Here is a 13,491-nt window from a genome sequence, read left to right on the forward strand (position 1 = left end):
ATGAAAACAAAGAAAATATTTTACACGGCTTTAATTATTGCATTGCCATTTGTTTGGACGAGTTGCAGCGATATTTTGGAAGTTGAACCGAATGATGTAATTACTAAAGAAAACTTCTACAAGACTGAATCCGATTTTCAGGCTGCGACAGGACCGTTATACAACAAAGTATGGTTCGATTTTAATGATAAATTTTATTATGGTTTAGGAGATGGACGTGCGGCAAATATGTATGCACCTTTCTCAGACTATGTATATCCTTTTACAGATTTAACAGAAACGGGATTAACTGGACCATTAGTTTCAGCTTGGGCTTCATTATACAATGTAGTACAGCAGTCCAATAATGTTATCATTGGGATTTCCGGAAGTCCGTTGAATGATGCTGTAAAAAACAGATATATTGCTCAAGCTCGTTTTATGAGAGGAACAGCTTACTGGTATCTAGCTTCTCTATGGGGAGATGTGATAATCTCAACAGATCCAAGAGAGTTGGTGAAAAATCCAATTGTAAACAAAAACCCAATGAAAGATGTTTACGAATTTTCAATACGTGATTTAGAATTTGCTGCTAAATATCTTCCAGAAACTGCTGGTCAGGCTGGACGTTTGACAAGGTACAGCGCATTCGGAATGCTTTCTCGTGTGTATTTATCATTTTCAGGAGTTAGCGACAATCCGAACAGCGGAACTCGCAATCAGGAATATCTTGATCTGGCTAAAAAAGCTGCAGAAAAAGTAATGAGTTCTGGCCCTTACAGTTTGATGGCTAATTATGAAGATTTATTCATGATTGATAATAATAACAACTCCGAATCTATGTTTGCTTTACAATGGGTTCCAAACGGAGATTATGGCGTTAACAATACTCAGCAGGCTTATTTTGCATTAGGTTCTGATATTACTGGAGATGATGCCGCTTGGGGATATTGGACAAGAGCATCGTATGATGTTTTAAAAGAATACGAATCAAAAGATCTTCGCCGAAGAGCGACATGGATGGCTGATGATGATTTTTATCCAGAAATTAATAAATCAAATGGTGGCTATACCGTTAATCACAGCAAAGAATTTGTAAACATAAAAAAAGGAGTTGTGGGGTCTACTAAAGACAACTCAAAAATTACCCGTATGAATTCTGCTTTGAATACCAATATGCTGCGTTTGGCCGAAGTTTATCTAAACTATGCGGAAGCTGCTTTAGGAAACAATGCTTCCACTTCAGATGCGGCTGCTTTAGAAGGCATAAACAAATTACGAACACGTGCAGGTCTTACGCCAAAAACATCTTTAACTTATGCAGATATTATACACGAAAGAAGAGTAGAATTGGCTATGGAAGGACAATACTGGTATGATTTAGTAAGAAGAGCCTATTACAAACAGCAGGAAGTGATTAATTATATAACAGGACAGGACAGAGGAACAATTCAGCCTATTCTTTATGATGCTGCGACTAATACCGTTTCTATAGACCCGGCAAGAAGCAGCAGTCCACGTGCCATTGGTGTTATCGATGCGACAATTTTCCTTCTTCCTTACCCAGAATCTGAGTTAGTCCAGAATCCGTTATTGAGAGAAAATCCTGTTCCATATCAGTTTACAGAAGAGAAGATTAAAGATTTATTCTAGTTATCAGAAATAAAAAACTAAAAGACATAAAAAAGACATAAATATGAAATATATTTTAAATAAAAAGTATTGGGCACCCATCGCACTTCTTGGAATGATGGTTTTCAGTACGTTGTTTACATCATGTGACAATAACGATTCTGAAGGCGGTTCGATGACAATTACGAGAGTATTTTTAGAAGATATAAACTCTTCTGTGCCAGATAGAGAAGTAAGTTTTGCTCGTTTAGGACAATTATTGCGTATCGAAGGTTCAGGATTTACGGGACTGAAGAAGGTTTATATTAATGGATATTCCACTTATTTTAATGTGGTATTTGTAACAAACAATTCGATGTTGGTCAGTATATCTGCTGATACTCCGATTTCAGATGCAGATCCTTCAGTAAGAAATACAATTCGTTTTGTAAATGATTCTCATGAAGTAACATTTCCTTTTCAAATTCGTGCAGGAAAACCAGTAATTTCTAGTATTTCTAACACGATGCCAAATCCAGGTGAAACAATTAGTGTGGCTGGAGCTGGTTTAACAGAAGTAAGTAAAGTAGTTTTTCCAGGAAATGTGGAAGTGACTTCTGGAATTACTTCAGATGAAGATGGTGAGTTATTTACAGTTGTTGTTCCAAATGGTATTTCAGATTTAGGAGGTTCAATTTATGTAGAAACATCAAATGGAGGTGTTTATTCTCCGGCTTATTTTAATTTCAAAAAAGGATTATTGCTTAATTTTGATGGACAAGGTTCTCACGGATATTGGGGAACTTCAACAAGTATGATTCAGCCTGCAGATTTAGAATCCGCTGCGATTGGAATTGGAAATACTTCACAAGGAAAATATGTTCCTCATCGTCCAGCTCGTATTGCTTCTTTTGATGCTGCGAAAAACAGATGTTCAGAAGTTTGGACAGCAGGAAACGGAGTAGACAACTGGAGAGCACAATTAACGCCTTATATTCCTGCGACTACACCTTTGGATAAAGTTGCATTTCAATTTGATATTTTGGTTCCAGAAGTTTGGGCTCAGTCAGGTTTCTTAAAAATTTGTATGATTAATAATTTCAACGGTGGCGAATGGGCTGGAGCTTGTTACAATTATGTTCCTTGGATTTTAGACGGAAAAGCTGTAGGAGTACAAACAACGGGATGGATTACAGTTACAATTCCGTTAAACAAATTCTATGCATGGTCAAAAGAAGCGTTTACTTTCGAAACGGTATTGGCTTATCGTGAAGCGGCGACCTACCAAAACTTTGGAATTTATTTCGAAAATTCTGATGTAAAACTATCCAATGTTACTGGAAGTGCAAGTGAAGTAGAATTCCCATCAAAAGCAACTTCTGTAAAAGTGTACACTGACAATTGGAGAATTGTACCATTAGATACGCCAGTTTACAATGATTTTAACTAACAAAAACCACAAAATGAAATCTAAATATATCATACCAATAATCGCTTCATCGCTAATGATTTTATCATCATGTGATGATAATTTGATGGAGTGGGGAAAAGACCCAGAACATGGAGCAGTAACAGGAGCTGAGCTTCCACTAGCTTTAGTAGAAAAAATCAGCCGTTATGAGCCATTAAAAAACTATTCAGATTTTCCTTTAGGAAATGGGATTGGAATCAGTTTATACATGAGTGATGCAGCCTATAGAAAAATTGTAAATGACAATTTTGATGAGGTTACACCTGGTTACGAAATGAAACATGGTGCTATGGTAAATGCTAAAGGAGAAATTAATTTTACTAATGTAGATGCTTTTATCGCCGCAACAAAAAGTGCAGGACTAAAAGTTTTTGGACATACTTTGATCTGGCACTCTAATCAAAATGCAGGTTACTTGAATGGTATTATTGCTCCAACAGTAATTCCAGGTTCAAGCGGGGCTAATATTTTAGATTTAGCGCCTATAAAAGATGGTTCCTTCACGGGCTGGGCAAGAAATAATCCAGGAAAAGGAATCACAACTGTTGCCAATTCAGGTTTAACTAGTACATCAGCAGCAATTCAGCTGGCATCTAGTGCTTCATCTTCTGCAGCTTACAGTTTGCAGTTGACATCACCAAATGTACCAATTGTAGCGGGACACAACTATGAAATTTCATTTTATATTAAATCTGATGTTGCAGGTAAAGGACGTATTTCATTTAATGCTTCTTTAACCAATCAATATCCTTATAAAGATTGGTTCGCAACTGGAGGAACTTGGACAGAAGCTTTTGCTACAACTTCTTCCTGGCAACAAGTTAAAATTAAATTGGCTCCGGGAGATTTTAAAACAGGAAGTACCACTTTTCAGTTTAATATCGATTTAGGATATCTTCCAAACGTAACGTATCTGATCGATGCGAATACTTTAGCTGTTGTAGATTTAGATGCTGCAACAGGACCTGTTAATTTGGTTTCTAATGGAAATTTTAATTCAGGAATAACTGGATGGAGTAGAGCTAATGGAGCAGCTGATGCTTTAAGTGCAGGAACAGGAGCTGCAAATGTTTATGAGGGAAGCGGATCGATGAAAGTCGTAAATGCTACGAGTACTCCAACAGAGCAATGGAGAACTCAAATTCAGACTACTTTTACTGCTGCATTGACAGCAGGAAAAAGCTACACGATTTCTTATATGATTCGTTCGGAAGCTAATGGTTCTGTAAGGTGTTCCACTACACCATCATCATTAGCAAATTATCAGGGAGATCAGACAACGACTACTACATGGAAACAAATAGAATGGAAAATCACTGCAAAAGGTGGTGAGACCGGTTTTGGTTTTGATTTAGGAGGAGCTGCAGGAACTTATTATATCGATAATGTTTTAGTGACTGATGGATCATCTTCTGGAACTGGATCAACAGCACCTGTTACAATCGAAAAAACAGATGCAGAGAAAGCTAAAATTATTGGCGATGCCATGACTGATTGGATTTCTAAAATGATGACACATTATAAAACAGGTGTTTTTTCTTGGGATGTTGTAAATGAACCAATGAAAGAAGACGGAACTTTAAGAAATGGAAGTGAAGGTGATACGGCAACAGACTATTTCTCATGGGTAAAATATCTTGGAAAAGATTATGCTGTAAAAGCATTCAAATTGGCCCGTCAATATGGAAATACAACGGATAAACTTTTCATCAACGATTATAATTTAGAATCTAGATTGGATAAATGTGATGGATTAATCGAATATGTAAAATATATCGAAAGCCAAGGAGCTCAAGTTGACGGAATTGGTACACAAATGCACATTGGTTTAACAACAGATAAAGAGAAAATAGTTCAAATGTTCCAAAAACTGGCAGCATCAGGAAAATTAATTAAAATTTCTGAATTAGACATAAGATTAGGAACTGCAACGCCAACTGTAGCACAACAGGCTTCGCAAGCAGAAATGTATCAGTATGTAATCGATATGTACAAAAAATACATTCCTGTTCCACAACAATACGGAATCACGATTTGGGGTGTTTCTGATAATGCTAAAGAGCACGAATACTGGCTTCCAAATGAATCCCCAAACCTTTGGGATGCCAATTATGTTCGTAAACATGCTTATAAAGGAGCTGCTGATGGTCTTGCTGGAAAAGACGTAAGTAAAGACTTTTCAGGAGAATTAGTTAAGTAATTTTTAAGTTAGTTTTAATCCATAATATGAACCGTAAAAAGTTTATATTATGGATTATTTATTTTTTAATTTTTTAAAAGAATTAGAATGTTCCAATTTTCCCAAAGTACGGCTGTAATACTATTTTTTGTTCTGACTCAATTTGGTTTTTCTCAAGAGAAAATACCTCATCTGCAGCAAAAAGGAAATAAAACGCAGCTCATTATCAATAATAAACCTTTTATAATAAGAGGCGGAGAATTAGGAAATTCTTCTGCCACCAGTATGGAAAGCATGGAAACCATTTGGCCCAAATTGGTTGATATGAATCTCAACACTGTTTTAACGCCAATCTATTGGGAACTTATAGAACCAGAAGAAGGGAAATTTGATTTTGCTTTGGTTGATGATTTAATTCTTAGAGCCAGAAAAGAAAATTTAAAACTCGTTTTTCTTTGGTTTGGGTCTTGGAAAAATAGTATGTCAAGCCATGCTCCGGCTTGGGTAAAATTAATTCAGAAAAAATATCCAAGGGTTAAAGATGACAAAGATAAAAGCCATGAAATTCTAACGCCTTTCAGCGAAAATAATCTACAGGCGGATTTAAATGCGTTTAAAAAATTAATGTCGCATATTAAAGATTTCGACCAAAGAGAACAAACCTTAATTATGATCCAAGTGGAGAACGAAATCGGAATGTTGCCAACGGCTCGTGATTATCATTCTTTAGCGAATGCCGCTTTCAAAAAAGAAGTACCAAAAGAATTGATTCAATATTTACAGAAAAACAAAGAAAAACTGGTTCCAGAATTTTTGGGAATCTGGAAGAAAAACGGATTTAAAACTACTGGAAATTGGGAAGACATTTTTGGAAAAGGCCTGCATACCGATGAAATTTTTATGGCTTGGTATTTTTCAAAATTTACTAATATAATTGCAAAAGCAGGAAAGGATGTCTATCCAATTCCAATGTTTGTGAATGCCGCTTTAAATGCACCAGAAAAAAAACCAGGGCAATATCCAAGTGCAGGACCGTTGCCACATCTTATGGATGTCTGGAAAGCAGCAGGAAATTCAATTGATTTTCTAGCGCCAGATTTTTATAATCCGTCATTCAAACAATGGAATGATTTATTTATGCGACAAGGCGATCCATTATTTATTCCAGAACATCGTTTTGATGAAACGGCGCCTTTTAAAGGTTTGTATGCTATCGGACATTATGAAGCCATTGGTTTTTCGCCTTTTTCAATAGAATCAGTTACAGATGCTAAAAAAGAACCACTTGGGAAAATTTATGATCTAGTCCAGCAGTTAACACCAACAATTGAAGCCAATAAAGGACAAGGAAAAATTGATGGTGTTTTACTAGACAAAGAAAATAATACTCAGATTATAAAAATGGGTAATTATGAATTCACCTTTAAGCATGATTATACGCTAAATTGGTCTGATGGAGCAAAAGAGAATGTTTGGCCAATGTCAAGTGCCATTATTATAGAAATTGCTAAAGACGAATTTTATATTGCAGGTTCCGGAATTGTAGTCACTTTTAAATCTTTAAAAGAAAATCTAAACGCTGGAATTTTAAAAACCGATCAAGGTAGATTTGAAAATGAAAAATGGAGAACCATCAGGCATTTTAATGGCGACCAAACGCATCAAGGCAGACATTTGAGAATTTCAGTCGGCGATTACGAAATCCAGAAAATAAAATTATATAGTTATGAATAGGTTTTTTTAGCCACGAATTCACGAATTTTTTTTTTAAAATCTTTGTCTGCAGAATAATCAAATTACACAAATTAATTTGTGTAATTGCTGATAATTAAAACACAAAGATTTTAAAAAAAAAATTCGTGAATTCGTGGCGAAAAAATTGACACCAAGAAAGACTAAATAGCATGAAAAAAATAATACTACTTACATTTCTAATATCTTTTGCAATCAATGCACAGATAAAACTGCCGCGATTAATAAGCGACGGAATGATTTTACAGCGCGATACCAAAGTCAATATTTGGGGCTGGGCATCGGCAAATGAAAATATAGAATTGGATTTTAAAGGGAAAAAGTATAAAACCATAGCTTCCGAAGACGGAAAATGGTCGATTCAACTTTCGTCACAAAAAGCAGGCGGTCCGTTTGAAATGACTTTAAAAGGAATCAATACAATTGTTTTGAAAAATATTCTTTTTGGAGATGTCTGGCTGTGTTCAGGACAATCGAATATGGAACTTCCAATGGATAGATTGAAAGATAAGTACAAAGAAGTAATTGCTAAATCTGAAAATTCAAACATCAGACAATTTTTAGTTCCTGACGAATACTACTTCGAAAAAGAAAGAAACGATTTCTCAACAGGTTCTTGGGTAGAAGCAAATCCCATAAACGTTTTACAATTTACAGGAGTTGGTTATTTTTTTGCGACTGAAATCTACGAAAAATATAAAGTTCCAATCGGTTTAATCAACAGCGCTTTGGGCGGTTCTCCTGCGGAATCTTGGATTAATGAAGAAGGAATTAAAAAGTTTCCAGAATACTATCAGGAATATTTAAAGTTCAAAGATGGAAAACTTGAAAAAGAAATTGATGCAAACGACCGAAAAGTAAGTTCAGATTGGTATAAATTATTAAATGAAACTGATCTTGGCTTAAAAAATAAATGGAAAAATACAACTGATGTTTCCGACTGGAAAACGATGAATATTCCAGGTTATTGGGTCGATGGAGAACTGGGAAATTTAAATGGTTCTGTTTGGTTTAAAAAAGAATTCACTTTAGGTAAAATCAAAGAGAGCCAAGCGAAAATTATTTTAGGAAGAATTATCGATGCCGATTCTGTTTTTGTAAACGGAAATTTTGTGGGAACCACTTCTTATCAATATCCGCCGAGAATTTATTCTTTCAATTCATCTCTATTAAAAGAAGGAAAAAACGAGATTACAATTCGTGTTATTAACAACTCGGGCAGAGGAGGTTTTGTAACCGATAAACCTTATGAACTAATTATTGGTGATAAAACCATTGATTTAAAAGGAAGCTGGAATTATAAATTAGGATCAAAAATGCTTCCGTTACCCGGACAGACTTTTGTACGCTGGAAACCAGTTGGATTGTATAATGCTATGATTGCGCCAATTAAAAATTATCCTCTGAAAGGAGTTTTGTGGTATCAAGGCGAAGCCAATACAAAAAAGCCTTTGGAATATACCGCTTTAATGGAAACATTAATAAATACGTGGCGTACAGAATTAAAACAGGAAAAACTTCCTTTTCTACTTGTTCAACTGCCAAATTTTATGGATCCAAAAACAGAACCAACTGAAAGTAATTGGGCAGTTTTAAGACAGCAGCAAAGTAAGGTTTTAGAAATTCCAAATACCGGAATGGCGGTTGCCATAGATTTAGGAGAATGGAATGATATTCATCCTTTGAATAAATCTGATGTGGGAAAACGATTAGCTTTACAGGCTAGAAAATTAGTTTACGGCGAAAAAAAATTAGTCACTTCCGGTCCTATTTTTAAATCAATGAAACAAAAAGATGAACAGCTTGTTTTGAGTTTTGATAGTTTAGGAACGGGTTTAATGAACAAAGGCGGAAATACTTTAAACGGTTTTGCCATTGCTGGTGCAGATGGAAAGTTTGTTTGGGCAAAAGCAGTTATCGAAGACGATAAAGTTATGGTTTGGAATAATGATATTCGTAATCCTGTAAAAGTGCGTTATGCTTGGGCAGATAATCCATTTAATGCTAATTTATATAATCAAGAAAATTTACCAGCTTCGCCGTTTGAAGCAGGGTTGAAATAGATTTTGATCGCGAGAACTTTGTCAAAGTTTTAAACTTTGACAAAGTTGTTAGTCTATTTAGACATCTAGTTTTATTATAAAAATCGAAATGACAAACTATACGAAAACCTCAAAGACAATTTTAATTCTCAATTTTTAATTAACAGCCATCAGCATTTTTAAAAAAGTAGTAACCGCTTTTTTCTCATAAGCTTCTTTCAAAGAAATCAGCATGGCAGTTCTCGTCATATTTTTGCCGCTTATGGGAATCGCGTGCAGGTCTTTTTCGTTTTCAATTGTCGTTTTCGTTAAAATTGTATGCCATTTTCCTGTTTTAATCAGTTCGAGTAAAGTCGGAATATCATTGATTTCGATGGTAACTTTTGGATTGAGATTGTCATTTTTGAAAGCTTTATTGATAAACTGTGTTGTGCTGAAACCACTCGATGGAAGTGCAAGCGGTAAGGAACTCACTTCACTTAACGAAATACTCTTTTTATTGGTAAATGGCGTTTCTGTTGAGGTAACCAAAGCCATTGGAGACGTAAATAATTCTCTGTATTTAAAATGTGCCTCAGAAGCAATTTCTTCAAAAGTCAGAATTACATCAAGCTCAAAATGATTGAGTTTATGAATCAATTCTTGTGAAGTTCCAAAGACGATTTCGAATTGAATTTTAGGGAATTCAGAACTGAAAATAATCAACGCTTTTGTAACCACATGACGTAAGGCGTATGTAACGCCAATAGCAACTTTTCCTGTTTCAAGATTATTCAAATCTTTTAAAAGTTCAAATCCGTCCGTAGCTTTGTTGACAGATTGCTGCGCATAAACCGAGAATAAATCTCCAGCTTCTGTAAGCGTAATTCGTTTTCCAATTCTATTAAAAAGTGGTACTTGTAATTCTTCTTCGAGTTGTTTAATTTGCTGTGATAAAGTGCTCTGACTAATATAAAGTGCCGATGCGGCTTCAGTAAAATTCAATAATTCTTTGGCTTTCAGAAAATATTTAAGCTGTCGAAGTTCCATTTCTAAATCGGTTTTATCGATTGATTTTATCGAAAAATAAGGTTTTACAAATATAGAAATTCTTAAGAACTTTGTAATGTTTCAAAATCAAAGCAGAAGAAAATGAAAATTATAGCTTTACAAGAAGGAAATTATATAGCCAATTCTGAAAAAGAGTTTCAATTAATTACAGAAAACACCACCGAAATGGGGCTTAAAATGGCCATTCAGCCTTTTGTGGTCATTACGGATAACGATGTTATATTATTGGATTTTGGTTTAGGATTTATGAATGATGGTGTTCCGTTTATTCATGAAATGCTGAAAAAGAATGCTATTGAGCCAGAACAAATTACAAAAGTTTTGGTTTCGCATCTGCACAAAGATCATATTGAAGGAATTGGTTATTTTGAAAATGGAAATTTGGTTCAAAATTTTCCTGATGCAACAATTTACATTCAGGAACGCGAAATAGATTTTGCTTTAGAGCAAATCAATAATCCGTCTTATGTTTTTGAGATATTAAATGAACTGAAAAAATTGCCTAATGTGGAGTTAATGAATGATGATAAAGGCAATATTACAAATGAAATTTTCTACGAAGTTTCAGCAGGACATACAAAATTTCATCAAGTTTTCTGGATCAAAGCCGAAGATGAAATTGTTTTTTATGGAGCAGACGATTTACCTCAAAAAATATACTGGTCGATGCATGTTGCCTATAAAACGGACTTTGACGGAAAACGTGCTAGAGAATCCCGTAAAAAATGGGAACAGCAGGCGAAAGACGAAAACTGGAAAGTGCTTTTTTATCATGATATGAAAATGCCGGTTTTAGAAATTTTTGAGCAAAAAATGGAAAACGTTTCCTAAATGAAAGGTCTACATTCAATGCCAGCTTTAATTATTTATGGTTCGTTGACGCCTGGACAATCCAATCATTCGGTTATGGATCCTATAAAAGGAGAATGGCATAAAGCGATTATAAAAGGAAAACTGGAAGAAGGAGGCTGGGGTTCTTCATTAGGTTATAATGGTTTTATTCCTGTGAATTCTGAAGAAGCCGAAATTATAAATTGTTATGTTCTTTTTTCAGAAGATCTAACAGCAAATTGGGATTATCTGGACGAATTTGAAGGCGATGGTTACACTCGTATCGAAACCGAATATGAACTCGAAACCGGAAAAAAGGGAATAGGATTTATTTATGCTTTAAAACAATAAGTCAATAAATTCAGATTAATTTACTTAGTCTGAATTTTTTTTTAGCCGAAAACAGCAGAAACAAAACACTTCTCACTTTTTCTTCCAACGAAGAACGCAGTATAGAAAACGCTTTTGTAATCTGAGCTTCAACCGTTTTAATCGAAACATCCAAATGTTCCGCGATTTCAATATTGGTCAAACCTTCTTTTTTACTCAGAATAAAAACCTCTTTGCATTTTGGAGGCAGATTCTGAATTTCTTTATTCACAGCATTTAAAACTCTTTGAAAAGCTTCTGAATCTTCTTCCTGAACAATTCCGTTCAAAGCATCATAATAGGATTTTTCCAAAGAAAACAAAGATTGGTTTTTTCGATACAAATCGATGAACTCATTATAAGTTAATTTATAAAGAAAACTTTTTAATGCATGATCCGATTTCAATCTTGTGCGTTGTTCCCAAACCTTGATAAAAACATTCTGCACAATATCTTCCGCGCTGTAAACATTCTTAACCAAACTGTTAGCGTAGACGCAAAGTTTATGATGATAAGTATCGATTAAATAAGTGTACGCCATTTCATCTCCATTTTTTAGAGATTCAATAAGTATAGTATTATCGTTATAATCACCCGTTTTCATAAAAACAAATATATAAATTTATAATTTTCGCTGCCCAAATAAGGCCTTTATTTGCTAAAAATCTTCCTTTTTGGCAATTTCTATTTGAAATTTATTACAAATAAAAATTCGAAAAAAGGCAAAGATAAAAACATTTATTCTTTTATTTCTATCAAACTAGTAGAATTTATTGAGAGAAAAAACTTGTGAAAAATAAAAAAATCATCAAAATGAAAAAAACTTTATCAAATTGTTAGGGTTTTGTTTTTTTGCTTCGTAATAATATTAAAAACAACTAAAATGACCGTGAAAAAATCAGAACGATTAATCGTTAAATTTATCACAAATCAGGCAAGTCAGGAAGAGATTGAACAGCTGACTGAATGGCTGAAGCAAGATGAAAATCAAATTGTGTTTAAGGATTTTGTGAAAACCAATTACGCAATAGATACTGCTATGAACAATTTTGATTCTACTGAAGTTAGAAAACAGCTTTCAGATAGAATCAGAAAAGAAAATAATGCTTTTTACAAAAGAAGATTTTCATCGTACTATAAATATGCAGCGATTTTGATTGTGGCTTTGGGCGGATTTTATTTTTATAAAAATTCAGATCCTGTAACAAAGCCAAAACAAAATGTAGTAATTCCGAGAGAAGATGAAATTGTATTGCAGCTTGGAAACGAATCACAGAATCTTAAGCTAAATGAAGACAGAAACATAACCGACAAAGACGGAAATGTAATTGGAAGACAAGAAAAAGACAGATTGGTTTATGCTAAAGCTTACGCTGAAGGAGCAGTGGTTTATAATACAATTAGGATTCCCTACGGAAAAAAGTTTGAAGTACAATTGTCTGACGGAACATTGGTGCATTTAAATGCAGGAACGTCTTTGAGATATCCGGTGCAGTTTGTTAGAAATCAAAATCGACAAGTTTATCTTTTGGGTGAAGCTTATTTTGAAGTAGAGAAAGACAAAGAACATCCATTCAACGTAAATACGCAAAATGTAAATATTGAAGTTTTAGGAACTAAGTTCAATGTAGATACGTATAGTGAAAATATAAGCACAGATGTGGTTTTGGTTGAAGGAAAAGTGTCTTTATATAAAGATCAAAAAACAAAAGAAAATCAACTATATCTGAAGCCTGGAGAAAAAGGCTCAAATGAAAGAGGGCAGTCAAAAATTACAAAAGAGCAGGTGAATACAGAGTATTATACAGCCTGGGTAACAGGAAGTCTGGTATTTAAAAATGCTTCATTTGAGAATATTATTAAAAAACTGGAACGCCGTTACAATGTGACTTTCATCAATAGAAATAAAACGCTGGGTAAAGAAATTTTTAACGCCCGTTTTGATAACGAACCAATTGAAGTAGTGCTGAAATATTTTAGCGATAGTTATGCTATTGATTACGATATAGATCGGGATAAGATTACTATTAAATAGAATTAAGAATTAAGAATTAAGAATTAAGAATTAAGAATTAAGAATTAAGAATTAAGAATTAAGAATTAAGAATTAAGAATTAAGAATTAAGAATTAAGAATTAAGAATTAAGAATTAAGAATTAAGAATTAAGATTATAGTTAAAATCTAAAATAAATTAAACGCCTATGTA

Annotated in this window: 10 protein-coding genes; 8 read left to right on the forward strand and 2 right to left on the reverse strand. The window is 34.0% G+C overall.

What is annotated here, in order from left to right:
• The 5 genes from P2W65_RS10940 to P2W65_RS10960 all read left to right on the forward strand — a co-directional run bounded on the left by P2W65_RS10940 (window position 1) and on the right by P2W65_RS10960 (window position 9,055).
• Window positions 1-1,632 carry a RagB/SusD family nutrient uptake outer membrane protein gene (locus P2W65_RS10940; protein ID WP_289665520.1) on the forward strand — a complete coding sequence of 544 codons (1,632 nt, stop codon included), beginning with the start codon at window positions 1-3 and terminating at the stop codon, window positions 1,630-1,632.
• Window positions 1,633-1,675: 43 nt separating this feature from the next.
• On the forward strand, window positions 1,676-3,040 hold the full coding sequence (locus tag P2W65_RS10945) for a glycan-binding surface protein (protein ID WP_289665521.1): 1,365 nt from the start codon (window positions 1,676-1,678) through the stop codon (window positions 3,038-3,040).
• Between the two features lie 13 nt (window positions 3,041-3,053).
• Window positions 3,054-5,261, forward strand: a complete 2,208-nt coding sequence (locus tag P2W65_RS10950) for an endo-1,4-beta-xylanase (RefSeq protein ID WP_289665522.1) — start codon at window positions 3,054-3,056, stop codon at window positions 5,259-5,261.
• 87 nt (window positions 5,262-5,348) lie between these two features.
• Complete coding sequence (locus P2W65_RS10955) at window positions 5,349-6,974, forward strand: GH35 family beta-galactosidase (protein WP_289665523.1); 1,626 nt, start codon at window positions 5,349-5,351, stop codon at window positions 6,972-6,974.
• Between the two features lie 170 nt (window positions 6,975-7,144).
• The gene (locus tag P2W65_RS10960) at window positions 7,145-9,055 is read left to right on the forward strand and encodes a sialate O-acetylesterase (RefSeq protein WP_289665525.1); all 1,911 of its coding nucleotides are present in this window, start codon (window positions 7,145-7,147) and stop codon (window positions 9,053-9,055) included.
• 135 nt (window positions 9,056-9,190) lie between these two features.
• Here P2W65_RS10960 and P2W65_RS10965 read toward each other — a convergent pair whose 3' ends face one another.
• Window positions 9,191-10,063, reverse strand: a complete 873-nt coding sequence (locus tag P2W65_RS10965; protein WP_289665527.1) for a LysR substrate-binding domain-containing protein — start codon at window positions 10,061-10,063, stop codon at window positions 9,191-9,193.
• Window positions 10,064-10,165: 102 nt separating this feature from the next.
• Between P2W65_RS10965 and P2W65_RS10970 the strand changes: the two genes are divergently transcribed.
• Window positions 10,166-10,915, forward strand: coding sequence for an MBL fold metallo-hydrolase (locus tag P2W65_RS10970; protein WP_289665528.1), 750 nt, complete (start codon window positions 10,166-10,168; stop codon window positions 10,913-10,915).
• A complete protein-coding gene (locus P2W65_RS10975) occupies window positions 10,916-11,266 on the forward strand; it encodes a gamma-glutamylcyclotransferase family protein (protein WP_289665529.1) in 351 nt (116 codons plus the stop codon). It abuts the gene before it with no gap.
• A gap of 10 nt (window positions 11,267-11,276) precedes the next feature.
• On the opposite strand, the gene P2W65_RS10980 is transcribed toward P2W65_RS10975, so the two are convergent.
• Entirely contained in the window at window positions 11,277-11,888 is a 612-nt protein-coding gene (locus tag P2W65_RS10980; protein WP_289665530.1) for an RNA polymerase sigma factor, read from the reverse strand.
• Between the two features lie 279 nt (window positions 11,889-12,167).
• Here P2W65_RS10980 and P2W65_RS10985 point away from each other — a divergent pair, with 279 nt between their 5' ends.
• Window positions 12,168-13,319 carry a FecR family protein gene (locus P2W65_RS10985; protein WP_289665531.1) on the forward strand — a complete coding sequence of 384 codons (1,152 nt, stop codon included), beginning with the start codon at window positions 12,168-12,170 and terminating at the stop codon, window positions 13,317-13,319.
• The last annotated feature ends 172 nt before the right edge of the window (window positions 13,320-13,491 follow it).

Origin of the sequence: Flavobacterium panacagri, from assembly GCF_030378165.1 — a bacterium.
Lineage (GTDB): Bacteria > Bacteroidota > Bacteroidia > Flavobacteriales > Flavobacteriaceae > Flavobacterium > Flavobacterium panacagri.

Coding starts and splice junctions, on each gene's coding strand:
- P2W65_RS10940 (WP_289665520.1), top strand. CDS start 1: ATGAAAACAAAGAAAATATTTTACACGGCTTTAATTATTGCATTGCCA.
- P2W65_RS10945 (WP_289665521.1), top strand. CDS start 1,676: ATGAAATATATTTTAAATAAAAAGTATTGGGCACCCATCGCACTTCTT.
- P2W65_RS10950 (WP_289665522.1), top strand. CDS start 3,054: ATGAAATCTAAATATATCATACCAATAATCGCTTCATCGCTAATGATT.
- P2W65_RS10955 (WP_289665523.1), top strand. CDS start 5,349: ATGTTCCAATTTTCCCAAAGTACGGCTGTAATACTATTTTTTGTTCTG.
- P2W65_RS10960 (WP_289665525.1), top strand. CDS start 7,145: ATGAAAAAAATAATACTACTTACATTTCTAATATCTTTTGCAATCAAT.
- P2W65_RS10965 (WP_289665527.1), bottom strand. CDS start 10,063: ATGGAACTTCGACAGCTTAAATATTTTCTGAAAGCCAAAGAATTATTG.
- P2W65_RS10970 (WP_289665528.1), top strand. CDS start 10,166: ATGAAAATTATAGCTTTACAAGAAGGAAATTATATAGCCAATTCTGAA.
- P2W65_RS10975 (WP_289665529.1), top strand. CDS start 10,916: ATGAAAGGTCTACATTCAATGCCAGCTTTAATTATTTATGGTTCGTTG.
- P2W65_RS10980 (WP_289665530.1), bottom strand. CDS start 11,888: ATGAAAACGGGTGATTATAACGATAATACTATACTTATTGAATCTCTA.
- P2W65_RS10985 (WP_289665531.1), top strand. CDS start 12,168: ATGACCGTGAAAAAATCAGAACGATTAATCGTTAAATTTATCACAAAT.